Below are 25,587 nucleotides of genomic sequence, written 5' to 3'. Positions count from 1 at the left end.
CGTCAGCTCGCGGGGAACTCGACCCGGTCGGTGCACTTGGCCGTGGCCGGGGCGAGGCCGGACTGGATGCTCGTGGAGATCTTGTCGACGATCGACTGGAAGTCGACCGACTCTCCCCGGCGGATGTTCACCTCGACCGCGGGATCGCGTCCGTAGGTGACCAATCGCTGGCGGGTGTCCTCCTGCTCGAGGACCAGCCAGTCGACGCCGCCGAGGGTCGTGCACACGAGCGCGGACGGGGCGGGGACATCGACACCGCACCGCAGCACCACGGTCGGGTCGCCCCATGCCCCGGTCGCCTGGGCATCGGTCCACACGCGGTCGAGGTCTCCGACCGTGTCGGGGAGCAGCACGGAGACGTTGGCGCAGGCCGGGTTGTTCGCATCGGCTGCCGGTTCGAGGTGCACGGTGGTCGCGCAGCCGGCGAGAGTCGCGGTGAGGACCACGGCACCCGCGAGGGCAGCGAGGCGGCGGGAACGGGGCATGCTTCCAGGCTACCTTTGACTGCATGCCCTCCCGACCCGAAGCCGATGATCCGCGCCTGGGAGATGTGTCCGAAGGCCGCATCCTGCAGGCGATCCTGACCCGCACGTCGCCGGCGACGCATACGCTGCTCGGTCCGGGAGACGATGCGGCGGTGATCGCCACTCCGTCCGGTTCGGTGGTGGCGACGACCGACACGCTGGTGCACGGGCCGGACTTCCGTCTCGCGTGGTCCAGCGGGTACGACCTGGGGTGGAAGGCGGCGGCGGTGAACCTCGCCGATGTCGCGGCGATGGGCGCTCGCCCGACGGCCCTGCTGGTCGCCCTGGCCGTCCCGCGTGATCTGCGGCTCTCCTTCGTGGAGCGCCTCGCCGACGGGTTCCGGGAGGCGTGCGCAGCGCTCGCACCGGGATGCGCAGTGGTCGGAGGCGACCTGACGGTCTCCGATGTGATGACCGTCGCCGTCACGGCGCTCGGTGATCTGGAGGGTCGCCCTCCGGTCACGCGCGGCGGCGCCGAGGTCGGGGACGTCGTCGCGGTGGCGGGAGAGCTCGGTCATGCCGCGCACGGGCTCGCCGTGCTGTTCGGCCGATTCCGAGACGGTGACGTTCCGGTGTCGGTGGATCCCGCGAGGCTCGCCGCTGGGGAGGGCGCTGCGCTCGCGGCGCAGCTGCGCCCGACTCCTCCGATCGCCCTGGGGGCAGTCGCTGCGACGGCCGGCGCGACGGCCATGATGGATATCTCCGACGGGCTCGCCCTCGACGCGCGTCGGATGGCCGACGCGTCGGATGTCACGATCGCACTCGAGCGTGCTGCGCTGGGGGAGGCTCCGGATCGCGCGTTGGCGGGCGGTGAGGACCATGCGCTCCTGGCGACGTTCCCCGCGGGCGTGCTGCCGCCGGGGTTCCGGGCGATCGGTGTGGTGCGCCCACGCGGAGATGAGGGTCTGCTCTGCGACGACCTCCCGGTCGACGTGAGCGGATGGGATCCTTACCGCGACTGGGATTCGGTCGCGGGCTGATCCTCTGGAGCGGGATCGTCTTCGTCTGCGCCGGGTTCCGCCCACCACAGTGTGGTGTCGCCGTAGGACTTCTCACGGAACTGCTCCAGCCCGGCTGCGGCGAAGTCCGGCGGGGTGGAGCGCCGCGCCCGCTCGACGACGACGACGGCGTCGGCCGCGAGCAGGGGGGAGAGGGCGACGAGGTCCGCGGTCATGGCCGCGTCGTCCAGGTCGTACGGAGGATCGGTGAAGACGAGGTCGTAGGGGCCCGCGGTGCGTTGCAGGAAGGCCAGCGCTGTGCTCTCGTGCACGCGGCCCGTCGCCAAGCCCCCGGCCTTCGCGACGACGGCGGCGTTGCGGCGGACGATGGCCGCGGCCTGACGTCCGCGCTCCACGAGGTCGACGCTCGCTGCGCCGCGACTGAGTGCCTCGAGTCCGAGTGCCCCGGATCCCGCGTACAGGTCGAGGACCCGCGCGCCTTCGATGGCGCTCAACGACTCGAGAGCGCCGAAGAGCGATTCGCGCACGCGATCGCTCGTCGGGCGCGTGCCCGCCCCCGGTACGTCGAGTCTCGCTCCTCGAGCGCTGCCGGCGATGATCCTGGTCACCCGTTCACGATACGACAGCCCGGGTGCGTGCCGTGTCGGCTGCCTTCTCTAGACTCGGATCATGTCGCTCACGCTCGATTCCTCGCTGGAGGATGCGCTCGGCGCGGCGTCGGCCAAGACGCTGGGTCGTGCCTTCGGCATGAAGAACGTCGGCGATCTGCTCGCGCACTACCCGCGTCGCTACGCCGATCCCGGTGAGCTCACCCCGATCCGCGATCTGCCGCTGGGCGAGACCGTCACGATCGTGGCGGAGGTGCTGTCGTCGAGTTTCCGGCGGATGCGCAATCGTCCGGGCGCAATGGTGGACGTGGTGATCGGTGATGGTATCGGTCGCATGTCGCTGACCTTCTTCGCGAAGAACGTCGGCGCAGCGGAGTGGCGTTCGAAAGATCTCGCGGTCGGGCGACGCGGGGTGTTCTCCGGCAAGGTGGGCGAGTTCAACGGAGCCACCCAGTTCGCGCATCCCGAGTACGAGCTCTTCGACGATGAAGACGCCGCACGCCGGAGCGCTGACGCGCGCGCAGCGGTGCCCATCCCGATCTACCCGGCGACATCGGCCATCCAGACGTGGCAGATCGCGCGGCTGGTCGGCCGGGTGCTGGATGCGCTCTCGGCAGCACCGGACCCGTTGACCGCGGAGATCCGTGCACGCGAAGAACTGCTCACCGCGAGCGAGGCACTGGAGCTCATCCACCGTCCGCGCACGCGCAACGACATCGATCCCGCAGTGCGCACGCTGCGGATGCATGAGGCGCTGGTGCTCCAGACCGCTCTTCTCCAGCAGCGCGATGCCGTCAGGTCGCTCTCCGCGACGTCGCGCCCGGCAGCGGCGGGTGGGCTGTTGGAGCGGTTCGACGCGTCACTCCCGTACACGCTCACGCCCGACCAGGAGACGGTCGGGCAGGAGATCGCGGCAGACCTGGTCGGCGCGTGGCCGATGAACCGGCTCGTGCAGGGCGAGGTCGGATCCGGAAAGACCTTGGTCGCCCTCCGCGCGATGCTGCAGGTGGCCGAGAGCGGAGGGCAGGCGGCGTTGATCGCACCCACCGAGGTGCTGGCTGGTCAACACCTGCGCTCGATCGCCAAGATGCTCGGCCCCGATCTCGCCCCGCAGCTCATGCCGACGCTGCTCACCGGGCAGCTCCCGGCCGCAGAACGGCGTAAGGCCGCGCTCCGGGTCGCGTCGGGCCAGGCGCTCATCGTGGTGGGCACGCACGCGTTGCTGGGTGAGAAGACGACCTTCGCCGACCTCGGGCTCGTGGTCGTCGACGAGCAGCACCGATTCGGCGTCGAGCAGCGTGAGGCATTGCGTGCGAAGGGTTCGAGCCCGCACGCGCTGGTGCTCACGGCGACACCGATTCCGCGCACGGTCGCGATGACGGTGTTCGGCGATCTCGACACCTCGGTGATCCGCACGATGCCGGCGGGGCGTGCGGGCATCCAGTCGTTCGTGGCACCGTTGGCCGAGCATCCGGGGTGGTTCAACCGGGTCTGGGAGCGCGCGGCCGAGGAGATCGCGCAGGGCAGGCAGGTCTTCGCGGTGTGCGCGGCCATCGACACCGCCGCGAAGACGGCCGAGGCGGGGGAGCAGTCCGCGCTCGCACCCGAGGGCGGCACCGGGCCGCGCTGGGGTGTCGTGCAGCTCGACGAGGCTCTCGCCACTCACCCCACCCTCGGCGGTCTGCGCAGAGCCGTGCTCCATGGCCGGATGCCGTCGGATGAGAAGGACGCGGTGATGCAGGCGTTCGCCCGTGGCGACATCGATCTGCTCCTGGCGACCACGGTGATCGAGGTCGGGGTGGATGTGCCGAACGCCTCGACGATGATCGTGCTCGATGCCGACCGCTTCGGGGTCTCCCAGCTTCATCAGCTCCGCGGTCGCGTCGGCCGCGGGGGTGTTCCCGGACTCTGTCTGCTCGTCACCGAGGCGGAGTCCGGCTCGCTCGCTCGCGACCGTGTGGATGCGGTGGCCGCGACACTCGACGGCTTCGCCCTCGCGGAGGTCGACCTCGAGCTGCGCGGCGAGGGCGATGTGCTCGGTGCGGCGCAGGCCGGCGTGCGCTCGTCACTCAAGCTCCTGCGCGTGGTCAAGGACGCGGGGCTCATCGTGCGTGCCCGTGAGGTGGCCGAGGGCATCCTCGCGGCCGACCCCGAACTCGCCGAGCATCCGGGGTTGCGGGAGGCGATCAGCAGGCGCGTCAGCGACGAGGACCGTGCGGCTCTGGCGAAGAACTGACCACTCATCGACGTGCCCTAGGCTGGACGCATGAGCAGCCGGATCGCCGTCGTCCCGGGTTCCTTCGATCCGCCGACCCTGGGTCACCTCGATGTGATCCGGCGTGCGGCCGCGCTGTACGACGAGTTGCACGTGCTGGTGGTGCACAACCCCGGCAAGGAGGCGATGCTGCCGATCGCACAGCGTCTCGCGCTGCTGGAGCGGTCGATCGCCGACGACGGGATGCCGGGCAACATCGTGATCGGCTCGTGGAGCATGGGTCTGCTCGTCGACTACGCGCGTGACGTGAACGCCGGTGTGCTAGTGAAGGGCATCCGCTCGCAGATCGACGTCGCCTACGAGTCGCCCATGGCGATCGTCAACCGACACCTCGCCGACATCGAGACGGTCTTCCTGCTGCCCGACCCTTCTCACGCGATGGTCTCGAGCTCCTTGGTGCGGCAGGTCGCGTCGCTCGGTGGCGACGTCACACCGTTCGTCCCGCCCGCGGTGGCGGAGTTCCTCGACACGGGTTCGCGCGGCCTCTGAGCCTTCTTCCTGAACGCGGGCCCGGCCTCGTCGGTGGCGGATCCCGGTAGCATGGCGGGGTGCGCTCTCGACTGAACGGCCCTTTCGTCCTTCCCGTCCGCGACATTGTCCGGCGTCCGGGGGAGATGCGTGAACACGAGTTCACGGTGACCCTGTCGGAAGCCTGGGGTGAGGGGATCGTGGCGTACGAAGCGGGCTCCGAGCTTGATCTCGACGTGCGGCTGGAGTCCGTCCACGAGGGCATTCTCGTGTCGGGAACGGCGGACGCGGAGTACACAGGAGTCTGCGGAAGATGCCTGATCGACATCACTCGGCCCGTCGAAGTCGAGTTCCAGGAGCTTTTCGCGTATCCTGGGGAGGAAGAAACTGACTTCGAGGTTCAAGACGACCACGTGGATCTTGAAACTCTCGTCAGGGATGCGGCCGTACTGGCACTTCCATTTCAGCCGGTGTGTCAGCCGGATTGCCCGGGTCTCGACCCGAAAACGGGTGAACGACTGACCGTGAGCACCGGAACGGAGCAGGTCGCTCCCATCGATCCTCGATGGAGTGCGCTCCAGAACATCACAGACCAAGACGGCGCGGAAGAATCTCGTGCCGCCGAGAAAGAAGAGAGCTAGTCATGGCTGGTAACCCCCCGAAGCGCAAGGTATCCCGTTCGAACACCCGCTCGCGCCGCGCGCAGTGGAAGGCGGCGCCCGTCGCGCTCGTCAAGACGATCGAGAACGGCCAGGTCGTCTACAGCCGTCCCCACCAGGCCAAGGTCGTCACCGACTCGCAGGGCACCGAGCTCTTCCTGGAGTACAAGGGCCGCAAGGTCGCCGACGTCTGAGTCACGAATCGTGACAGAGGTCCCCGGGGGGATGAGGCCTCTCCCAGAAAAGCTCCGCGTCGATATCGACGCGGAGCTTCTGGAGTTGGCGCTCACCCACCGCTCCTATGCATATGAGCACGGCGGCATCCCGCACAACGAGCGTCTCGAGTTCCTCGGAGACTCGGTCCTCGGGCAGGCTGTCACCGTGATGCTCTTCACCACCCACCCAGATCTCGATGAGGGCGAGTTGGCGAAGCGGCGTGCAAGCGTCGTCTCGACGGTCGCTCTGGCCGAGGTCGCCCGCGGGATCGATCTGGGCAGTCATCTGCTGCTCGGGCGCGGCGAGGAGCAGACCGGCGGTCGAGACAAGGACTCGATTCTGGCGGACACGATGGAGGCCGTGATCGGCGCCACGTACATGTCGGCGGGCCCGGACGCAGCGACCGAGCTGGTGCTGCGACTGACGAAGCCGCTGCTCGCTGACCCGGAGCGCTACGGTGCAGCGATGGATCCGAAGACGAGTCTGCAAGAACTGGCGGCGCGTGTCGGCGCGACGCCTCCGCAGTACTCGATCGAGGCGAGCGGTCCGGATCACGACCGTCGGTTCACGGCGACGGTGGCGGTCGGCGACGTTCGGATGACCGGCACCGGCAGCAGCAAGAAGACCGCGGAGATGGCGGCAGCCCTCAGCGCCTGGCGCGCACTCAGCGAGCGTGCCTGAGCTTCCCGAGGTCGAGGTCGTCCGTGCAGGCCTCGCGCCGGCTGCGATCGGTGCGATGATCACCGCGGTGAGCGTCTTCGATGAGAGGGCGCTCACGCGGCACACGGCCGACGCGGCGGACTTCGTCGGCAGGCTCGAGGGCCGCACGTTCACGGCAGCCTCGCGGCGGGGGAAGTTCCTGTGGCTCCCGCTCGACGACGCGGAATCCGCCCTGATCGCTCACCTCGGCATGAGCGGTCAGATGTTGTTGCGCGCCCCGGATGCCGTGGCGGAGCGTCATGAGCGTGTCCGAATCCACATCGAGCATCCGGCTCACGGCGAGCTCGCGATCGTGTTCGCCGATCAGCGCACATTCGGTTCGCTCGCCGTGGACGGCCTGATCGACGATGGCCCCTCGCTGATCCCCTCCCAGGTCCGCCACATCGCGCGAGACCCGATGGATGACGCCTTCGACGACCGCCGTTTCCGCATGATGCTGGCCGCGAGAAGCAGCGCGATCAAGCGTGTCCTCCTCGACCAGGGCGTGGTGAGCGGCATCGGCAACATCTATGCCGATGAGTCGCTGTGGGCTGCGCGCATCCATCCGGAGACTCCGGCGAACCGCTTGTCGACACCGTCGGTGCACCGGCTGCTGGCGGAGGTCCGCCTCGTCCTGACGAAGGCGTTGGCCGAGGGTGGCACGAGCTTCGACGCCCAGTACGTCAATGTGAACGGCCAGGCCGGTTACTTTGCCCGACATTTATGTGTCTATGGTCTGGCCGGACAACCCTGCCCTCGCTGCGGGACGCCAATCAGGCGCGTTGCCTTCATGAACCGCTCGTCGCACTTCTGCCCACGGTGTCAGCGCCTTCGCAAAAACAGCCTCTGAGCTGCTGTTATGAGCGCAGTCGGTCGGCACGGATTCAGTGTCATCCTCTCCAAAACGCCCATCTTCTTGGGTTCGAACGGTGGGACACATCTGGACGCGTTTTGCCACATCAACGTGAGATGGTGTGTAGAAGGATGACAGATTCGTCGAGTTTGGCACGTTTACCGTCCAACCGTCAGGGTGCGGGGTGCGCTGGATTACCTTGAGTTCCGACTAGTGCGTCGATCCATTCATGGAGGCCAATGGGTCCGCTGCATGGTGGCGTCTTGTGTAACTCGATGTTGTGTATGCCCTGAGCTGGGTCGTGTTGCTGGCGCGGGACCGAAGCCCGGCAGGTGATCCGACACGCCGAGTAGCTGAAGCATGCGTGCGCGTATTTCGTGTCAGACTAAAGTCAACTCGGCGGGTGACTCTGCTCACCGGGCTCTGACTTCAGGAGGTCGCGATGGTCCCGAGTTCTCCCTTCGAAGCGCTTGGCGCTTACGCCGCCGACGCACGCGATCTCGTCATCGAGGTCGTGCAAGCGCGCCACGCCCTGGCGGCAGACGCCCACGAGGCAGCGGGGACCCGTTACACGTTCGGCTTCGGCGGGCAGTGGCGGGATCTGCTGGAAGACACTTACGAAGCGTTCAAGGACCGCGGATTTCAGGCGCACAGGCTTGTTCCGGCTGGCTATCGGCTTCCGATCGTCAACGGCGGGCTGGTGTTCGTGTGGCGGGTGCCGGCGGCAGCAGATGTCGAGAGTGGCTTCGCGACGAGCAAGACCCGCATGAGCGGGTTCTTCGCGCGGCGGCCGGTCGAGATGTTCGGCCAGAGCTTCATCGAGGGCGGCGAGGAGACCCGAAACGCCAGCGAACAGGATGAGCTCGAGCGCATGATTCTGGCTGCGGGCGAGTTCATGCCTGTCGTTCTCGTCATGGTCCATTCGACGCCTCGTTCGCTGAATGCGATCGACTGGGCTGTCGCGGAGTACACGGGCGGCACCGTCCATCTGCACGGCGAGGAGACGATCTGGAAGCCCGAGTTCGTGGCCGCATCCGCAGCTGACGATGTCGAGTCGTTCGACAGCGGCAGCCCGGTCGTGCCCTCGCTCGAGCCGCAGAAGCAGGACCTGACGCCAGATGCGTGACAAGCACCCTGGACTGTTCGATCTACCAGGCTCGTCGGATGGGCAAGGGAGGTTCGAGCCGGCACGGCTGACCCAGGCTCGCGTGCGCCAGAGCCTGAGCAAGACGGAACTCGCGGCCGCGGTCGGGGTCTCCGCCGCGGCGATCGGCCAGTACGAGGCAGGGGTGAACTCTCCTCGAGCCGATGTGGTCGAGCGGATGGCGACGACGTTGAAGGTGCGTCCCGGGTTCTTCAGCGTGGGCAGACCGCTCGCGCGCATCGACATCGTGCACGCGCACTTCCGCAGCCTGCGCTCGGCGCGGGTCGGCGACCGCCAGCGAGCGCTGTCGACCGCAACGCTGGTGTGGGAGTTGACCTTCGCGCTCGAGCGATACGTCAAGCTCCCCGAGGCGGATCTCCCGAAGCTGCCGTCTGGGACGAGCCCGGGCGAAGCGGCGGCGGCGCTGCGCCGGCACTGGGGTCTCCCGGACGGGCCGGTGCGACACCTGGTCGCCACCGCGGAGTCGCGGGGGATCGTGGTCGTCGTGCGTCCCCTTGGAGAGATCGATGCGGTGGACGCGTTCTCGTCCGTGATCGTGGACCGACCGATCGTGGTCACGACGCCGCGCCGCAGCGAGAACGTGTTCCGGCACCGGTTCTCGATCGCCCACGAGATCGGCCACCTCCTGCTCCACGCCGAGTCAGCGGAGCAGAGCACCGCCATCGAGCGGGAGGCCGACGAGTTCGCGGCGGCATTCCTCACCCCGGCGGCGTCGATGGACGCTGCCCTGCCGCAGCGTCTCGACCTCGCGGTCCTCGATCGTCTCGGGCGGACCTGGGGCGTGTCGCCGCACTCGCTCATCCGGCGGATGGTGGAACGCGGCCGGACCACCGACTCCTCGGCACGACGCGCCTATCAGCGCCTCGCCATGGTCGACGATCCGTCCGCGGACCCGACGAGCGCATACCCGGGGGAGACGCCGACGCTGCTGCGCAAGGCCGCGGAGCTCGCCGCTGAGCAGGGGGCGACGGTGCCGGCGCTTGCTGAGATCCTGCGGCTGGCTCCTGCGCAGGTTCGCGACCTGCTCGGCGAGCCCGATCAGCGCCCGGTGCTGCGCCTCGTCGGCGACGAGGGCTGAGACGTGGCGACCGTCGAGGAGCAGGTCCGGAGCGCGGACAACGCCATCTGCCAGAACATCGCCAGCCTCGCCGGCGATCGTGGTCTGCTTTCGCAGAACCTCCTGTCGCAGCTGCGCAACCTCGTCGAGGGCCTCGCGGTGTGGGCGCACGCGAAGGATCCTTCGGTCGAGTTCCGCGACAACCATCAGGTGGCCCGGGCGATGGAGTTCGTCAAGGCCAACGCGAAGGTGAGGCGACTGAGCCGGTTCCACGATCAGCTGCAGGCCAGCGTGTCTCACTTCACGCTCGACCGGGACCCGTCCGAGCGGCTGATGCTCAAGTACTACGAGTACATGCTCCGCACCCGCGAGCTCGCCAAGCAGCACCTCGGCGTCGAGATCCTCGCGAACCTCGAGGACTTCCCGGTCGATCTTGATCCGTCGCTGCGGGACTATCACGAGAAGATCGCCGCTCGGATCGACGCGGTGCTGAGCGCGCCCGCGGAGGGACGAAGCGACCGGTACTACGTGCACAGCTCGCGGCCGTTCTTCCTCGACGGTCGGATCTACTACGAGGTCACGTTCTCGGTGGCGCACAACCGGGCGAGCAAGTCCGATCGCAGCATCGCGTTCACGGACATCGACATCACCGAGCACTACGCCGCCCGCCTGGAGCTGGTCAGCGACTCGATCGACGTGCTGGGCAAGACGATGCCGATCCTGGTGATCCGTTCCTGGGCGGTGTCGATCCGCCCCTGCGAGTTCGACAACTTCGCCCGGCTGTTCGGCGTTCAGACCAAGGTGCAAAGCGGACATGCCGAGTACCGGAATCTGATGCAGTACCTCACGACGACGCACTCGGGCCTGCTCGATCTGGTCGACATGGCGGACGCCGACTACGCGCAGATCCGCACCTGGGCGCTGGCCGAATCGCGCCGCACGGCGCTGATCTTCCCGGTGCTCGACCGCGCTCGCACGCTCGTCCGAGCGAATCGTCCCGGGGCGAGGATCATCCGGTACCTGATGCTCCGGATGCACAACCAGGTGATCAAGGAGCAGTTCGACCCGTCACCGAACGGGTGGCTCTCCAGGCTCTGCCTGACCTCGAAGAGCTCCCCGTTCGACACGATGCCGTTCTGCAGCGCGCCGGCGGGGCACGTCCCTCGTTTCGGGGATCTCGCCGAGAGCCTCAGCACGAAGGGCCGGGAGCACGAGCTCCTCGCGCGTCGAGTCCGCAACAACGTCGAGCAGCACGGATCGATCTACACGCCGGTCGCGGACGTCGAGCACCTCGGTGACGTCGACCGGCTCATCGCGCGGTACAACCGGCTGCTTCCGAACATCCCGCGGCACGCGCCGCGGAAGCTCGCGCACGACAACGGGCACGTCTTCATCGTCGGCTACGAGGACGATGCCGTCTCGATCATCGAGCAGCTGCAGGAAGCCGCCGGTAGCGGCATCGAGGCGCACGCCGAGGGCGTGCAGACCTGGCTCGATGAGCATCCGGGCGTCATCGACGACGGCAAGAAGGTCGAGGCGTTGAAGGCGCTCTTCGCGCACTCGAACGTCGCCCTCGTCTATGGTGCGGCCGGGACGGGCAAATCGACGATGGTCAACCACATCGCCAACTACTTCGCCGACGAGCGCAAGCTCTTCCTCGCACACACGAACCCCGCCGTCGACAACCTCAGGCGGCGGGTGGACGCGCCGAACTCGTCGTTCAACACCGTCACGAAGCATGCGTACGCGAGCTCGACCTTCGGCTCCCGCTACGGCGTCGTCGTGATCGACGAATGCAGCACCCTGAGCAACGCAAGCCTCCTCAAGGTGCTGGAGAACACCAGCTTCGATCTCCTGGTGCTCGTCGGTGACGTGTATCAGATCGAGTCGATCGAGTTCGGCAACTGGTTCGCCCTTGCGCGTGGCTATCTTCCGCAGGGAGCCGTCTTCGAGCTGACCAGGCCGTTCCGCACCGACGACGAAGCGCTGCTCACGCTGTGGGACCGCGTTCGCAAACTCGACGACCGGATCGAGGAATCCCTCGCCAGGAACGGGTACTCGAAGGTGCTCGGCGACACGCTGTTCCAGAAGGAGAGCGACGACGAGATCGTGCTCTGTCTGAACTACGACGGGCTGTACGGCATCAACAACGTCAACCGCTTCCTGCAGGCGAGCAACCCGGAACCGGCCGCCATCTGGGGCCAGGCGGTCTACAAAGTGGGCGACCCAGTGCTCTTCAACGAGACCGATCGGTTCCGGCCGGTGATCTTCAACAACCTCAAAGGCACGATCGCCAAGATCGACCGCGTTCTCGGGCGCATCACCTTCGACGTGCGGCTCGACCGGGAGCTGACCGAAAACGATCTCGTGGGCACCGAGCTGCGCTGGGCGGGGGAGCGCACCGTTCAGTTCGATGTCTTCGAGAGCGTGAGCAGCGACGACGACGATGACCAGGCGAACACCCTCGTCCCGTTCCAGATCGCCTACGCCGTCTCGATCCACAAGGCGCAGGGCCTCGAGTACGACTCCGTCAAGGTCGTCATCACCGACGCCAACGAGGAACGCATCTCCCACAGCATCTTCTACACCGCCATCACCCGGGCCCGCCGACGCCTCGGCATTTACTGGACCCCCGAGACCCAGCAGCGGATCCTCAGCCGGCTCGCTGTGCACGAGAACACCAAGGACGAGAACCTGCTCCGCACCCGCCGAGGTGTCACCCCTGTCGCGCGTCGACCGAAACTGCAGAAGGATCGAGCGCGACCCTAGATCGATGCTCTGCCGGCACGTCCCTGCCCTGATCGACCGCATGAGACGCGAGCGTCGTCCTCATCGTGTCGTCGCGCACGCGGAAGTGCTCAGGCGAGAGAACGAGGCGGTCGATCGTCGCCCTTGACCTCCGCTCGCCCGGCGAAGCGAGCGTTGGCAGACGGTCCAGCTTCTGCGTCAGCGACGCCACCAACTGGGCCGGTCGCGCATGCCCGGATGCCACGCCAGAGGTTGCGGCGCATGCTGGGCCTGCTGCTCCCGGGAGTCGCGACCGATGCTGTAGTCCTTGTGCGGCGCGGAGGGGTCCCAGCCCTCCATGTACGGTCTCAGGTCTTTAGCTGAGGGTTCCGCGTCGAAGACGTCGTCGTCGAGGTGCTCGAGGTTCACGAGCGGGTCGAACTCGTCCGCGCGACGTCGCGCCCACTCCAGCCACTCGCGCAGCCTGGGGCGATCTGCCAGCAGCCCCTTCTCGGCGGCTTCGGCCTCGAGATGATTCGCGAACTCGCGGAGTTCCCGCGCTCCCTGCCAGCTCTCGAACGCTCGCGCGAAGATCACCTCTCGCTGGACGAGCAGGGCTTTCGCGCGAGCACGTTCGCGTACTTCTTCCCAGGCGCGACGTTCAGCGGCCCGCTCGCGCTGGAATGCTTCCTGAGCCTCGGCGCGTCGTTGCTGCTCACGTTCCGCGGCATCGGCGTCGTCGACCACGCCCTTCTTGATCGCGCGGGCGATCTCGCGGACTCGGGTCTCGAGCGGCTTCGTCTTCTCATCGGACCAGCTGTCGCTGTTGCGGTCGTACCGGTAGCTCTGACGACCGAGATCGACCTGGTGCGAACCGTCTCGTTCGATCTTGAGACGCAAGCGGCCGGACGGCACGCTGTCGAACTTCGGGATCTGCTTCCAGGGGGAGCGCCGGAGCTCTCGCTGTTCTGCGTCCGTGAGCACGTGGGGGACCTCGTCCAGCAGCTCGGTCAGTTCCAGGCTCCGGCGGCGGGTGTCGACCTGGATGAACAGCTTCGGCGTCTTGAGCTTCTGGTTCACCGCGAGCCTCAGCTCGTGCGCGCGGAGCTCCTCGGCAAGGCCGAGTACGACCTCGCTGGCGCGGGGGCGAAGCGTTTCGCTGATCGAGTTCAGGATCGACGTGGTCTCCAAGGCGTTGCGGAGCACGTCGAGGTTCGTCGTGACGGTTCGCGCCGTCGTCCGGATGCGGTCCCAGTTCGTGGCGTCCGCGAAGGAGCCCGTGCTGAGCATGATGACGATGTCGCCCGAGCTGCGCCCGGTGAAGCGCAGCTCCTGTCCGTCCGGCACCAGGCGATGGACCCTGCACGCATGCAGCACTCGCCGATAGCGGGCTCTGATCGACTCCTCCGGGTCGCGGACGCTGAGCTGCCCCTGTTCCTGAAGCTGCTCGATCAGGGCTCGCGCTTCTGCGAGCGTCGCTGACGCGCCCTCGCCCAGATCGAGCTTCGGCTGCGTTTCGCGGCGTGCGCGGCCAGTGGGGGCGACCGCGACGGGCGGTTCATCGCTTGGCGGGTAGCTCCCGTGCTCGAGGTAGTGCGTGCCGGCCTCGGTGATCGCGGCGGTCCAAGTCTTGCCATGGCCGGCGACGGTCGCGAGGCCTCGGGACTTGAGCGCGGCGGCGCTGATCTTGGGGACGTTGTCGTCCTCGGGCCACTTGCCCGCGGGGCACCCGTCGGCGATCCACCGCAGCACTTCCAGCTGCCGGTCATTGACGGGCCTGTTCATACGAGCACCGTATCGAAGGCCGCTGACGCCTGCCCACCCTGTGCTGCGGCCAGCCCTCGTTCGGGTCTCACCATCGCGGTTCGCCGCGGCGGATAAGCAATCGCGCTCTCGGCTGACCAGGAGCGCCGTAGAGTCGTGATCGATGCCGGTCGCATCCGCGGAACGATGAAAGGACGGTGCGCTCTGATGACTGACCGTCCCGAGATTGTCTGCATCTGTGGTTCCGCGCGCTTCACCGCTGAGATGCGCGATCTGAACCGCGACCTGACGTTCGCAGGCATCATCGTTCTCGCACCTGGTGAGGCGAACGGCCCCGTCATCAGCGCGCAGGAGCCGCTGCTCGCTCTGCTGCATCTGCGAAAGATCGACCTCGCCGACCGCGTCATGGTCGTCAACCCGGGCGGATACATCGGTGAGTCCACGCGCCGTGAGGTGGCCTATGCCCGTGCGGCAGGAAAGCCAGTGGCCTTCACTCACCCAGAGGCGGCCGAGATAGCCGATGTTGCGTCATTCGATTCCGAGCGCGCTCGGCGCAATCACGCGGATGCGGTGCGGGAGAACCTCGCGCAGATGGCGTCCACGGCGGGGCTCGACGAGGTTCGGGCAGCCGAGCGACGAGAGCGGAACCTCCGTGAGGCTTGGACGAGAATGCACGGCGATGCTCCTGTGGACGCCGCGCCTCTTCCGGCGGATCCGGATCCGGAGCCTTCCGGTCGTACGTCGGAGCGGCCGCGCTACATCACTATCGACATCCCCGTCCGCTTGTGGCTTCTTATCGATGGATGCATCGACAACAGCATGGCGATCGATGCGGTAGAGGGCGACGTCGTCACGCTCATGAACGGCGCGGTTGTCCGCGAGGCCGGTTGGCGCGCAGCAGCAGATTCCGAGCCCGACCCGTCGGCTGGCTGGCCACCCGCGGAGCACCTGCTCCACATTGTCCTGCCGCGTTCACACTGGGAATGGACCGCCGAGCAAGTCGACCGCTGGCAGCCCTATCAGGCTGCGATCGCGACCGCCGGGATCGTCGATGTCATAGCCGAAGCGCTTGACGCCGAGTAGATTCACTCCTCTCCAAGTGGCTTGGTATTCGGACTGAGAGTGAGGTCTACGGTGTCTATATGGTAGGCATTCCGGTTCTCCTCGAGACGTTCAGTTGGCCGACACGGTCGGCGGCGGAAGCTGCGTTCCGTGGAATTCTCCGGAGCTCAGGCTACGCGGTCGGTGACGTCGTGTCGGACCCTGTTCACCACCGCATGCTCATCGAACTTCTTGAACGTCACCCGGATCAGGTTGAGAAGGTTGGCCCAGGCGTCAAGGAGTTCTATATCGGCAGAACACGCGACGCAAACGGCGTGTTCGTCGGTGCGAATGCGATCGGCATTTGGATCCGCCGTATCGATGGCGATGAAGTGGACTTCAGTTACCTCAGCGCCATACGACAGAATTCGGCGATGTCGAACGCCAAAGAAGCGATGCGGACCGAAGTCGACGAGCGTCGTCAGGCGTACCGCGAAGCCCGTTTCGCTTCGCGCGACGAAGTGTTGAGCGACCTCTCCGGTGATCGGATCAGTGACCTTCGTGATGCTCAGGTTGTCTACGTGGCTCCATCTTGGGGGCAGCTCACATCGCGTTTTGCGGAAGGCGAGGGCGGTTGGGACCAGCTCGCGGTTGTGCCTGCTTCGAGCGGGACAGCGGCGGTCGGTTCCAAACTTGCCGACCGGAGCCAGGCAGGCCGCTGGTTGGAGTTTCATTCGCGCCACGCCACCCTCGGCCTTGCAACAGCCTCCGAGGCCTCGCGACGTCGTCAAGTCAGCAACCTCGATTGGCAACCTGAAGACTAGGCGCTGCTGCTGTCTGCACGGCGCGACGCGATTTCGAGCACGTCGGCGATCTCGCGCTGGAGCAGCACCGGTACGCCGAGCCCGTCGAGGTTCTGAGCCGCGAGCCACTCCAGGGCTTCTCCACGGGACCATTCGTCGACGCCGATGAAGCCGGCGAGCGCAACGGTCGCTGTCCGAGAGAGCCCAAGTGACATGAGCACGACCTCACTCGTGCGAGAGACGCCAAGTTCGAGCATCATCGCATAATCGGGGCGATCCGCGGCTTCCACCCCGAGCTCAGTCGAGTACACGGCGAGCACGTCGGCATAGCACGCGAGGTACTTGGGCGCGTGGAAGCGAGCGATCGATTCGATGTCTCGCATGACGTCTCGAATCGCGACCGCCGAGGTGAGCGACGCATTGAACGCGAGCCGCTGATCGATCAGACGTGCCAGGGGCATGCCCTTCATCCAGTTCACGATGAGGTTGGCAAGTTGCCACTTGCGGCGATCTTCGCCTGACCGTGGCGCGCCGAAGACGCTGGTCATGGTCGCGCCGATCCGTACCAGCGCCTCTTGGAATCGCGCCCTCGAATCTGGTTCCTCGGGGAGAGGGAGTTCGAGATCCGACGGCGGCTTCCCAGAGCGACGGAAACTGTCGAGCAGCCGTTCCATCGAGACAGGAGCGATGCCGGTGTGCCGGGTCACGATCTCGACGGGGACAGTCAGATCCGTCGCCGTGGTGGTGATGGCCGAGGCGATCTCGCTCCGTTCGGACTCCAGGGGGACGCGCTCGAGTAGCGTCTCGACGGATTCGCCCCCGAGGTGTTTCGAGAACAGGTACGCGAAGAGACTTTCCGCGGTGCTGTTGTCATGTACTTCGTCAGCAGAGCGTACGAAAGCGAGGAGGCCCGACGCGTCATCAAGGCCGGTGCTGACCGCTCGGCTGATCTGCGATCGCTTTCGTACACGCGGCAGGTTGGGCCAAAGCCCGTCGACATCCGTATCGATGCACACGACATTGCCCTCGAACTCCTTGCCCCAACGACCCGCTCGTCCGGCCAAGTTCCAGAAATCACTTTCTTTGAGAGGTCGACCGGTGCCTTTCTGCGGGTTGCGCATGAATATCGTTCGACACGGGAGGTTGACGCCTTCCAGTAGCGTCGAGGTGCACACCAGGTAGTGGATCTTGCCCTCACCGAAGAGCCGCTCAATCTCAGTGCGGATCACGAGCGGCATGTTCCCGTAATGGAAAGCCACGCGGCGGGCCAGGACGTCAGCGAGCAGATACTTGCTGTGAACCGCAGTCTTGATCAGGTCCCGTAGGTTGTCGAGTTCGGGATCGGGCTCCTCGAGCGCAGGGAGCTGCTCGTACACGGCTTTCGCGACCTTCTCGGCATCGCCGGGGCCGTTGACGTAGATGAGGTTTCCGGGGGAGCTTCCGGCTAGCGCATGAGCCACCAACGCGACCCGCATCGGCACGCTCGTCGCCCGCTGTGCGAGCACCAGATCGCCGAGTCTGTGACGGTTTCCGTCCGCGACCAAGGACACAGCCCGGCGCTGGGGCTTCCGGTCGATGTGTTCGACCCAGATGAGATTCTGATTGACCGTCACAGTCTCGGACACGAACGAGCTCGAGCGCCGACTCGGGGGCGCGTCCTCCACCAGAAGCTCTGGATTGGAGCTCAGGGGACTGGCGAAGAGCACCTGGGCGTGTGGGCTGCGACGTATCGTGCGCTCGATCGCATGCTGGAGAAGAACACCTCGCGCGTCGCCGGCGAGCGACTGCGCTTCGTCGACGAAAAGGAGGTCCACGGACAGAGACGGCAACAGCTCCAACACGAGGTGGAGCCTCTCTTGCGTGACAACCAGGACGGTCCTGGAGGAGTCGGCGAGGTCTGGGTCCCAGGGCATTGTGAAGACACCGACGTCCGGTGGAACTTCCCGTCGTAGGTCGCGGGATACCTCTTCGATGAGGGCGCGCGTCGGCACAAGGTACACGAGGGTAAAGGGCCCGGTCCGGCGAGCGAGCTCCAGGAAGTGCTCTCGGATGATGCGTGACTTCCCGGCCGACGTCGGCGCGGATACGCTCAACCAATCGCTTGTCTCGACAGCGTCCCAGAACTTTCCCTGAAACGGGTTGACCGGCAGGACTCGGCCGTCGGAGAGACGTACCGAGTGCTCGATTCGGCTTCGCACGACTTCCAGCCGCAGCGCTCCCGGCAGCTGTTGCCAAGCGTCCGCTGGCAGGCGCTTTCGGGACTCCGCGAGCTCGACGGCCATGTGATTGCCGCTGCGTTCGAGCAGTGCTGCGGCAGCCGCATGATGAGCTGCCTCCGCGTCCGATGACAACATGCATGCCGTGGCGATCCGTAGGACCGCGGATTGAGCGCGCTCCGACTGCGCCGAAGTGATCGCGCTGGCGTAGAGGAGAGCGAATCCCCAGTCGATCGGGGGCAGTTCCTCGTACCACTCCACAGCGGGGAACTCTGAACGGACCGTCAGTCTGCGCGCGGATTCGAGCACGTCTCTGAACTTGTGAGACGCGAAGACGATGTCTTCCAGTGCATTGGTCGTGGTCACTTTGCGCCCATCCGCTTCAGAACGCGAGCGCGAAGATCGGCGACGTCTGGCATGGGGATGCAGAAGAGATCGATGTTCACGCCGACGATGTCAAACTCCTTCAGTCGGCTTCCAACCGTTTCGTGCCATCGCTGCACGGCTTTCGAGACGGCCTGGCGTTGGGCGTCGTCGAGGGTCGCGATGTTCGGGTAGTTGTCGTGATCGAAGCCGACCAGACAAACGCCGTTCCAACGTGCCTTCAGTGACTTCGGATTCGTCTCGTCGAAGTACTCCAGCAGGTGCGCCGCGAGTTCGATCTGGGTGACATTGAGATGATCCCGCACAAGCAGGAGGTCCTGCTTCCGCTTGGAGTCACCGTTAGGGCGGAGATAGGGGGCGATGCTGTCAAAGCACTCTTTGAAGGCGTCGGAGCTTGACTTGTAGAGCTTTGACTCTCCCCAGTACACGTCCAAGGTTCCGTCGTCGGCCAAGCTGGCATGGATGCCATCGGAACCGTGGACATGCATCGCCGTGTTCGTCTTGAGTGCCATCTTGGAGATCAGCTGTGGGCGTTGAAGCACCCGCTCCATCAGCAGAAAGAGGAGCAGCTCGCCTCCTTCTCCGGAGCTTTCCGACTTCACGAACAAGTCGCGGGCTTGCTCCTGCAGGCTCACTATGGCCGCGGTCGAACCTGTCTCCTCCAGCTCTGCGACGGCGCGCTGAATCTTTGACCGAGGGATGCAGAAGTCCAAGGTCGCGGCAGCCATGGCTCCCGCGAGCTTCTCGACCGCAGGGACTCCATTGGCGTCGTGAGCGATGAAGTGAGTTCGAACAAGCGTCGAAGTATCGGGCACTGTGACGGCTTCTTGAAAGGCGGGCAAGAAGTCGATCAGCGTGGTGGATTTGCCTCGGGCCAGCGCAACGAACTCTTCGACGATTGTCGCCTCGTCAACCATGACTTCTCCAGAGGTCCCCCCGACGGCTCAGCGCGGTTGCGGAGACTTCTCTGCAGAATATCTATGTCCAGGGCGAACCTTGGCAATGCCACTCGACATATGAGCGGTTTCCCGCGAATGTAGGTCGAACGCACGCGCGTCGTTGTCAAGACGATGCGGATGTTGTACGCCGATACGGTGGAGTCATGAAGCCCGTCGTGATCTTCGATGCCAACCCGCTCTACGGGCTGAGGACGCTGTCCGGTGCCGGCTTCGGCAGCCTCCTCGCGCTCGCGAGGCTTCGCGTGATCCGCCTCGTCGTCCCCGAGGTCGTCGTGCATGAGCTCGCACGACAAGGGGCCAAGGAGTTCAACGACAAGCACTCCAAGCTCCGCAACGCCGTCAAGGAGCTCAACGACGCGATCGGAGCCGCGCGGTCCGTGGACGTCATCGCCCGGCCGGGCGCGGCTGTGGACGGGCCGGAGCCGCTGGAGCGCACCGCCGTGTACGAGGCGCTCGTAACCTTCCTCGGGGGCAAGCGCGTACGGATCGCCCGGTACCCGGAGGTGTCCGTGGCGGAGCTGCTCGAACGGGATCTCGACCGGCGGAAGCCGTTCAGCGAGACGGGCAAGGGGTTCCGGGACGCGCTCATCTGGGCGACGATCCGAGAACTCTGCGCGGAGCAGAACCCCGAGACCCCCGTACTCTTCGTCACGAACAATTCGGACGACTTCTGGGCGAGCAAGACCAAGATGGAGCTGCATCCGCATCTGCGCGACGAACTCGACGCGGACCGGTCGTTCACGGTCGTCGAGGACCTCCGCGCCGCGACGGGCCACCCGTTGATCGCTCCACTCATCGAGTCGCTGCGGACGCTCGACGACCGTGGACCCGCGCGGGCCCGCATCGCGGAGCTCGTAGACGAGACGCTGTCCGACCTCTCTGGCCGCGACCTGGTGACGGTGGTCGGCGTCTGGGACGGCGACGTAATCTCCGACAGCCCGCTCCCGAGCGCGCTCCACGACACCGCGTTCAACGATGTCGCGCCGGACCTGGAGACGATCGGGTACGGGGTGTACCTCGCCGGCGAGGGCGACGAGCGAGTCGTTCGGGTGACGGTCGAAGCCGACTGCGAGATCGAGGGATACATCGACCGCAGCGCATACCTCGAGGGCGGCGACTTCGGGTTCACCTACGTCGAGGAGGAGAACCGCTACGTGGTGCGCGCCATGGAACGTCATCGCGTTCGGTTCGCCCTGAGCGGTTCCTTCTCGGGCTCGTCGAGCGAGGAGCTCACGCTCGTTGTGGACGGCGTCGAGGAAGTCGTAAAGCGAGGGGAACGGTGAGCGGCCCCGACGTCGCACCCTCGTGGCAGACTCGAGCCATGCCCGTGCCCGAGCCCGACGTCTTGCTCGACGGCACGGCGCTCACGCTCGGCTGGCAGCGCGTGCACGAGCTCACGACCGAGGATGGCCCCCGGATCGTCGTCGACCTGCGCCGGGGCCGGCTCGCGTAGATGCGCCTGCCCGCGCCGCACGCCGATGGCGTCGTGAACGCGGATCCGCGCGATGCTTGGTGGCGGCGGCTTCGCGCGATCTGGTCGGAGGGGCCAATCGAAGACGACGACCCGCCGATCGTCCCCGACGGGCACGCGGCGCGCCGGGTCGTGCTCGGGCATCAGGCGGTCATTGCCGGCGGGTTCGCTCCGGCCGAGTGGTGGAGGACCAACCGCGTACTGCGCGTGCGCGAGCTGAGCGCTGCCGAGGTCGAGAACTTGTCTACTCTGCGAGGATGAGGGCATGACGAGCACCCACATGAGCCTCGGGCCCATCCACGTCGCGCTCGTCGCGTCCCGTCGCGAGACCCGTGCGACGCTCCGCGTGTGGACCCAGCGCCGGGAACGCCGTCGCGGCGCGTGGCTGCTCGCCCGGCTGCGTCCGTTCCGGATCGCCGCAGGTCCAGAGGGGACCGCCCGGCAGCTGGACTAATGGCGGCGGTGGAGTGGCTTGCTTGATCACGGGTCGATCGTTGACAACAGCTCTGAAGGCGAGACGTCCAACCCGCGCGCGAGCTTCACGATGATGTCCAGCGTGGGATTCCGTCGAGAGCGTTCAATTCCGCTGATGTAGGTGCGATCAAGCCCGACATGGTGGGCGAACGCCTCCTGTGATGTCCAGCCCCGTGCGCGGCGCAGCTCGCGTAGGTGCTCGCCGAAGGCGATGCGGTGCGCCGGAATCGTCATGCTTTAACGATTTCGACTACGCTGACGATGAGTCGACGGACTATGAGTCACATCTTGCTCCGTCGGTCGGCGCTGGTGGGGGAGCGCTGGTTTCCTTCCTCGCCGACGAAAGCAAGAGCAACATAGACGTGCCCTCCGACTCCGAACGACTGGACATCATCGCGGCGGCCGAGCGCATGCGCTGTAGCGAGAAGGCGATCCGCCGTCGCATCAACAAGGGCACGCTGCCAGCGGTGAAAGAGCGGGTGATCGGCCGTCATGGCCGACCGGTCTACAAGGTGTTCGTCAACGTCGCCGAGCTGGAAGCATCGTTCGCGCCGATCCCCATCGGGCCGGCGGCCAAGGAGCGGCTGGTTCGGGAGGTTACGGCGGCTGCGCCTCGGTTCTCGGAAGAGCAGCGCGAGATTCTCCTGCGTGTGTTTCGGTCTGATCAATGAAGCGATCTGTCGCATGCAGCTGTCTAATCGTGTCCTTGTTCGTCCACGCGCTTTTGGAGAATCGAGGATCCGAAACGGCTCTTCGATGCCTGTGTTAGTGTCGCTGCAAGCACGATTCATCGCCATTCATTTGATCGAGACAAGTAATCGCGAATGAATGGACACGAATGGACGCATTCGGAGCATCAATGCATCCGATTTTCCGGGGTGGCTACTTCGCGCATTCGTTGAACGCTTACGGTCGGCAGGGGCAGCCGTGCCCGCGCTGTGGGACACCGATCGTGCGTGAGAGCTTCATGAATCGCGGCTCGCACTTCTGCCCGAGGTGTCAGCGCCGCCGCTGAGTCCGCCCGCTAGGCCGGCTGGAACGCACGCTGCAACAGCGGACGCGTGGCCCATGTGCTCGCCCACACCACCCCGATGCCGACGGCGACCACCGCCGTGATCGTGAGGATCGACACGGGCGCGGTGACGAGAGCGATTCCGACGAGCGGGAACACGAGGACGGCGGCCACCAGCGCGGACCCGACTGCCGTGATCAGGAGCGGGGACATGATGGCGCGGCGGCGGGCGCTGTCGACCGTCTCCATCGGCATACCGAGCCGGTGGAGACTGCGGTGCAGCTCACGCTGGTCGAGTACATCAGAGGCCTGGTTGACGCCGACCGACGCCGCGACCATCAGGAATGACCCGATGAGCGTGATGATCAGCCCGGTCCGGATATCGTCGGCGAGCGCGATGTCCGCCGCCGCGGCGTCCGAGGTGCTCATCATGCTCAGCAGCGCCACACCGGTGCCGGCGAACACCGCCATGAAGCTCGCCATCGCGATGCCGCCGACCTGCCGCCAGGCCGCCTTCGGTGAGTCGAGCACGATGCGGGCGGCGAGCAGGCGTTCGGGCCGCTCCGCGCGGCGCAGCTGACGCGACGCCGACACGCTGAGCACCCAGGGCCCGACGAGGTTGAGCACACCGAGCGCCGCACCGAACAGGGTGGCGAGCACGACGATGGTCAGCAAGAGACCACCGACCGACGGGAAGACCTTGATCACGACGAAGGCGATGGCGATCGCCCCGGCGGCGAACACGGCGCGGATCCAATGCACCGGGCTGACTTCGGTGCGGGTGCGCACACCGAGAGGGGAGATCACGACGCGCCGGAGGCCGATCACCGCGCTGGTGGCTGCGAGAAGCAGGACGGCACCGAGCACGGCCGCGATGGGCAGCGGCGGCAGGACCACGGCGGAGAAGCCGAGCGGCTCGCCTCGGAAGGGGATGAGTCCGATGAGCGGGCTGAGCGCGACGTGTCCGAGCACCCCGGCGAGAGCGCCGACGCCGGCGACCAGCACGGATTCCGTGACAGTGGCGACGGTGACGCCTGCTGGTGACACTCCCAGGAGGCGCAGGGTCGAGAGTCGTTCGTCGCGGCGGCGTGCGGAGAGGCGTGCGGCCGCGCCGCCGAGTGACATCAGCGGAACGATCAGGAGCACCAGCGCGATCGCGGCCAGCGCCTGGTAGAGCGGGGCGTTGCCGTCGGTCCAGCCCCAGAACGACTGGGCGCCGCCGACCACGGTGAGCACGAGGGTCGTCACGATGCCGAAGGCCACGATCGGAAGCGCGAGCACGCTGTTCTGACCGGGCGCCGGGCGGAGGAGCAGCGCGAGGACGTTGCGGTTCATGCGGCCACCGCCGTGGAGATGATCCGTCCATCGCGTACGGCGATGGTGCGGGTGCAGCGCGCGGCGACCTCGGGATCGTGGGTGACCACGATCAATGTGCGTCCCTGTCCCGTCGTGGACCACAGGAGGGCATCCATGACCTCGGTCGACGTCTGCGAGTCGAGCGCGCCGGTCGGCTCGTCGGCGAACACCAGTTCCGCACCGGTGGCCTGTGCCCGCGCGATCGCGACCCGTTGCGCCTGCCCGCCCGAGAGAGCGCCGATGCGTCGGTCCTCCATGCCTGCGAGGCCGAGCGCCGCGAGCCAGCTCGCCGCGTGCTGCACGGCATCCTGTCGGCGGATCCCGTTGATCATCGAGGCGAGCGCGACGTTCTCCACCGCGGTCAGCTCAGGGATCAGGAGCCCCTGTTGGAAGACGAACCCGAAGCGCTCCCGACGCAGCCGCGACCGCGCCGATTCTCCCAGAGCCGTGACCTCGATGGGCGCGCCTGCGGCGGGACGGAACACCACGCTGCCGGCGTCCGGCGCGGTGATCCCCGCCAAGACATGCAGGAGCGTGGTCTTCCCCGAACCGGAAGCGCCCATGATCGCGACGGACTCGCCGCGTTCGATCGCCAGGTCGACGCCGGCGAGTGCGTGCGTGGTCCCGAAGTTCTTGATGAGTGCGTGGGCTTCGATCACGGGGTTGTTCATGCTTCCAGCCTCGTCATCCGCCCCGCCCGTGTCGTCGGTCAGGCGGATGACGGTGCGGACCCGACGTCATCCCGAAGAATGAGATCGGGTCCGCGCTCGCGTCAGATCTTCTTCTGCCACGCTCCCGCGTACGAGACCGGGCGGAAGCCGATCGCCTCGTTGATGTCGAGCATCGGCCGGTTCTCCTCGGCGTTGAACGTCGAGACGACGGACGACTCGGGCATCAACTCCTGCCAGCGCAGCAGATTCGCGCACTTCACGATCGTGCCGAGCCGGTGACCGCGATGGTCTTTCGACACGAGAGTCCCGTACTGATGCGTGACGCCGGTGCGATCCGTCCCGATGAGCAGCTCGTTGTACGCGACGAGATCACCCGTCGGCACGTGTTGCACGGCCATGACGGAGACCGTCCGGCCCGAGGCGGTGATCCGCGCATCCCGGCGTATGACGCGGTCCGCATCCCAGACTTCCGCGACGAAGTCCATCTCACCGCTCGGTGCATCCGTCGACAGGCGGGCGAGGATCGCCGCGTACTTCTCGCGCAGTTCCGGGGGAGTGGGGAGCAGCCACTCCATGGTCCGGTAGTCGGTGCCGGCATGCGCGAGTGCCCCTGCGAGCGCCGCCCGGAGCGGGGCGGGATCGCTGCGCAGGTCGAACTCGCTGTTCCGCTCGACCTGCTCGAGCGTGTAGCCGTTCGCCTCTGCCAGGTCGCTCAGCGGTGTCGCCGGAATCCGACCCCACCCCGTCCGCGGCACGAGCATGCGCGCGGCTTCCTCCGGCCGGTGCAGGCTCCACAGCTGCAGCACGCTCCGCCCATGACTGCGCGCCTCGGCTTCCGCACGAGCGAGCAGCGCATCCTCGATGCCCTGTCCCCAGTGCTCCTCCGGCACGAGCATGTCGATCTCGGCGGCATGGGCGTCCTCCTCCTGCGCGAGGAGAATCGTCACCATGCCGACGATCCTGCCGTCGATGCGTGCGACGAAGCCGCGGTCGAGCGAGTCGGTGTCGTCCTGCCAGCCGGGCAGTATCTGCCCGGCTGGCAGGGCGAGACCGGGGAGTCCGACCTGCTCATCACAGATCTGACGGTTGAGTTCCGCATAGGCGAGGAAGTCCGCCGCGGTGTCGTCTTCGAGTGAGGCCGGAACGATCAACGGCGTGATCGTCGGTTCGGCGATGGTCATGTCAGTTCCTTCGTGTGTGGATCGGAGTGAGAGGGCGTGGCGCGT

General features: G+C 66.6%; 26 protein-coding genes and 1 pseudogene. 18 read left to right on the top strand and 9 right to left on the bottom strand.

The annotated features are described in order from the left end of the window. Positions 1-2: 2 nt before the first annotated feature. Positions 3-485 (bottom strand): DUF3515 family protein, encoded by a 483-nt coding sequence (locus WFM69_RS07540; protein ID WP_337003249.1) that lies wholly within the window; start codon positions 483-485, stop codon positions 3-5. A gap of 23 nt (positions 486-508) precedes the next feature. Between WFM69_RS07540 and thiL the strand changes: the two genes are divergently transcribed. After that, the gene (gene thiL / locus WFM69_RS07535; protein WP_337003247.1) at positions 509-1,504 is read left to right on the top strand and encodes a thiamine-phosphate kinase; all 996 of its coding nucleotides are present in this window, start codon (positions 509-511) and stop codon (positions 1,502-1,504) included. Here the strand turns inward: thiL and rsmD are convergent. Next, positions 1,474-2,091 carry a 16S rRNA (guanine(966)-N(2))-methyltransferase RsmD gene (gene rsmD / locus WFM69_RS07530; RefSeq protein WP_337003245.1) on the bottom strand — a complete coding sequence of 206 codons (618 nt, stop codon included), beginning with the start codon at positions 2,089-2,091 and terminating at the stop codon, positions 1,474-1,476. The two genes, thiL and rsmD, sit on opposite strands and share 31 nt — an antisense overlap. A 61-nt stretch (positions 2,092-2,152) precedes the next feature. Between rsmD and WFM69_RS07525 the strand changes: the two genes are divergently transcribed. From WFM69_RS07525 to WFM69_RS07485, 9 genes are all read left to right on the top strand, one after another. Further along, positions 2,153-4,327: an ATP-dependent DNA helicase RecG gene (locus tag WFM69_RS07525; RefSeq protein ID WP_337003243.1), complete on the top strand. Its 2,175-nt coding sequence runs from the start codon at positions 2,153-2,155 to the stop codon at positions 4,325-4,327. Positions 4,328-4,357: 30 nt separating this feature from the next. Then, positions 4,358-4,855, top strand: a complete 498-nt coding sequence (gene coaD, locus WFM69_RS07520) for a pantetheine-phosphate adenylyltransferase (protein ID WP_337003241.1) — start codon at positions 4,358-4,360, stop codon at positions 4,853-4,855. Positions 4,856-4,926: 71 nt separating this feature from the next. After that, positions 4,927-5,475 (top strand): YceD family protein, encoded by a 549-nt coding sequence (locus tag WFM69_RS07515; RefSeq protein WP_337003647.1) that lies wholly within the window; start codon positions 4,927-4,929, stop codon positions 5,473-5,475. A gap of 2 nt (positions 5,476-5,477) precedes the next feature. Next, positions 5,478-5,687, top strand: coding sequence for a 50S ribosomal protein L32 (gene rpmF / locus WFM69_RS07510; protein WP_017830754.1), 210 nt, complete (start codon positions 5,478-5,480; stop codon positions 5,685-5,687). Positions 5,688-5,718: 31 nt separating this feature from the next. Then, complete coding sequence (gene rnc, locus WFM69_RS07505) at positions 5,719-6,390, top strand: ribonuclease III (RefSeq protein ID WP_337003239.1); 672 nt, start codon at positions 5,719-5,721, stop codon at positions 6,388-6,390. Next, positions 6,383-7,258, top strand: a complete 876-nt coding sequence (gene mutM / locus WFM69_RS07500) for a bifunctional DNA-formamidopyrimidine glycosylase/DNA-(apurinic or apyrimidinic site) lyase (RefSeq protein ID WP_337003237.1) — start codon at positions 6,383-6,385, stop codon at positions 7,256-7,258. The genes rnc and mutM overlap by 8 nt, the downstream gene beginning before the upstream one ends. Positions 7,259-7,703: 445 nt before the next feature. Next, positions 7,704-8,387, top strand: coding sequence for a hypothetical protein (locus tag WFM69_RS07495; protein WP_337003235.1), 684 nt, complete (start codon positions 7,704-7,706; stop codon positions 8,385-8,387). Then, positions 8,380-9,504, top strand: coding sequence for an ImmA/IrrE family metallo-endopeptidase (locus tag WFM69_RS07490; RefSeq protein ID WP_337003233.1), 1,125 nt, complete (start codon positions 8,380-8,382; stop codon positions 9,502-9,504). Before WFM69_RS07495 ends, WFM69_RS07490 begins: the two co-directional genes overlap by 8 nt. Before the next feature lie 3 nt (positions 9,505-9,507). Next, a complete protein-coding gene (locus WFM69_RS07485) occupies positions 9,508-12,252 on the top strand; it encodes an ATP-dependent DNA helicase (protein WP_337003231.1) in 2,745 nt (914 codons plus the stop codon). Between the two features lie 177 nt (positions 12,253-12,429). Here the strand turns inward: WFM69_RS07485 and WFM69_RS07480 are convergent, their stop codons facing one another. After that, on the bottom strand, positions 12,430-13,995 hold the full coding sequence (locus WFM69_RS07480) for a hypothetical protein (protein ID WP_337003229.1): 1,566 nt from the start codon (positions 13,993-13,995) through the stop codon (positions 12,430-12,432). Between the two features lie 186 nt (positions 13,996-14,181). Here WFM69_RS07480 and WFM69_RS07475 point away from each other — a divergent pair, with 186 nt between their 5' ends. Both WFM69_RS07475 and WFM69_RS07470 read left to right on the top strand, forming a co-directional pair. Further along, entirely contained in the window at positions 14,182-15,057 is an 876-nt protein-coding gene (locus WFM69_RS07475; RefSeq protein ID WP_337003227.1) for a hypothetical protein, read from the top strand. Between the two features lie 59 nt (positions 15,058-15,116). Further along, complete coding sequence (locus WFM69_RS07470; protein ID WP_337003226.1) at positions 15,117-15,839, top strand: DCL family protein; 723 nt, start codon at positions 15,117-15,119, stop codon at positions 15,837-15,839. Here the strand turns inward: WFM69_RS07470 and WFM69_RS07465 are convergent. Both WFM69_RS07465 and WFM69_RS07460 read right to left on the bottom strand, forming a co-directional pair. Further along, positions 15,836-18,400 (bottom strand): DEAD/DEAH box helicase, encoded by a 2,565-nt coding sequence (locus tag WFM69_RS07465; protein WP_337003224.1) that lies wholly within the window; start codon positions 18,398-18,400, stop codon positions 15,836-15,838. The two genes, WFM69_RS07470 and WFM69_RS07465, sit on opposite strands and share 4 nt — an antisense overlap. Further along, on the bottom strand, positions 18,397-19,335 hold the full coding sequence (locus WFM69_RS07460; protein ID WP_337003221.1) for a HamA C-terminal domain-containing protein: 939 nt from the start codon (positions 19,333-19,335) through the stop codon (positions 18,397-18,399). Before WFM69_RS07460 ends, WFM69_RS07465 begins: the two co-directional genes overlap by 4 nt. Before the next feature lie 185 nt (positions 19,336-19,520). Here WFM69_RS07460 and WFM69_RS07455 point away from each other — a divergent pair, with 185 nt between their 5' ends. From WFM69_RS07455 to WFM69_RS07440, 4 genes are read left to right on the top strand one after another with little or no spacing between them, the layout of a single operon-like run. After that, complete coding sequence (locus WFM69_RS07455; protein ID WP_337003219.1) at positions 19,521-20,660, top strand: PIN domain-containing protein; 1,140 nt, start codon at positions 19,521-19,523, stop codon at positions 20,658-20,660. A gap of 38 nt (positions 20,661-20,698) precedes the next feature. Further along, positions 20,699-20,830 (top strand): hypothetical protein, encoded by a 132-nt coding sequence (locus WFM69_RS07450; protein WP_337003217.1) that lies wholly within the window; start codon positions 20,699-20,701, stop codon positions 20,828-20,830. After that, positions 20,831-21,109, top strand: coding sequence for a hypothetical protein (locus WFM69_RS07445; protein ID WP_337003215.1), 279 nt, complete (start codon positions 20,831-20,833; stop codon positions 21,107-21,109). Positions 21,110-21,113: 4 nt separating this feature from the next. Further along, on the top strand, positions 21,114-21,302 hold the full coding sequence (locus WFM69_RS07440; RefSeq protein WP_337003213.1) for a hypothetical protein: 189 nt from the start codon (positions 21,114-21,116) through the stop codon (positions 21,300-21,302). 26 nt (positions 21,303-21,328) lie between these two features. Here the strand turns inward: WFM69_RS07440 and WFM69_RS07435 are convergent, their stop codons facing one another. Beyond that, positions 21,329-21,556, bottom strand: coding sequence for a helix-turn-helix domain-containing protein (locus WFM69_RS07435; RefSeq protein ID WP_337003211.1), 228 nt, complete (start codon positions 21,554-21,556; stop codon positions 21,329-21,331). Positions 21,557-21,684: 128 nt separating this feature from the next. On the opposite strand from WFM69_RS07435, the gene WFM69_RS07430 reads away from it, so the two are divergent. Together WFM69_RS07430 and WFM69_RS07425 are read left to right on the top strand one after the other, a co-directional pair. Further along, the gene (locus WFM69_RS07430; protein ID WP_337003209.1) at positions 21,685-21,993 is read left to right on the top strand and encodes a hypothetical protein; all 309 of its coding nucleotides are present in this window, start codon (positions 21,685-21,687) and stop codon (positions 21,991-21,993) included. A gap of 209 nt (positions 21,994-22,202) precedes the next feature. After that, positions 22,203-22,337: pseudogene (locus WFM69_RS07425) on the top strand (zinc finger domain-containing protein); the annotation flags it as partial. Between the two features lie 9 nt (positions 22,338-22,346). Here the strand turns inward: WFM69_RS07425 and WFM69_RS07420 are convergent. From WFM69_RS07420 to WFM69_RS07410, 3 genes are all read right to left on the bottom strand, one after another. Next, positions 22,347-23,669 (bottom strand): FtsX-like permease family protein, encoded by a 1,323-nt coding sequence (locus WFM69_RS07420; protein WP_337003207.1) that lies wholly within the window; start codon positions 23,667-23,669, stop codon positions 22,347-22,349. After that, positions 23,666-24,361 carry an ABC transporter ATP-binding protein gene (locus WFM69_RS07415; protein ID WP_337003205.1) on the bottom strand — a complete coding sequence of 232 codons (696 nt, stop codon included), beginning with the start codon at positions 24,359-24,361 and terminating at the stop codon, positions 23,666-23,668. Before WFM69_RS07415 ends, WFM69_RS07420 begins: the two co-directional genes overlap by 4 nt. Positions 24,362-24,462: 101 nt before the next feature. Then, the gene (locus WFM69_RS07410; RefSeq protein ID WP_337003203.1) at positions 24,463-25,542 is read right to left on the bottom strand and encodes a GNAT family N-acetyltransferase; all 1,080 of its coding nucleotides are present in this window, start codon (positions 25,540-25,542) and stop codon (positions 24,463-24,465) included. Between the last annotated feature and the right edge of the window lie 45 nt (positions 25,543-25,587).

It is taken from the genome of Microbacterium sp. LB12 (assembly GCF_037150835.1).
In the GTDB taxonomy this organism is placed as follows: domain Bacteria; phylum Actinomycetota; class Actinomycetes; order Actinomycetales; family Microbacteriaceae; genus Microbacterium.
This window is presented reverse-complemented; position numbering and strand designations above follow the sequence as displayed.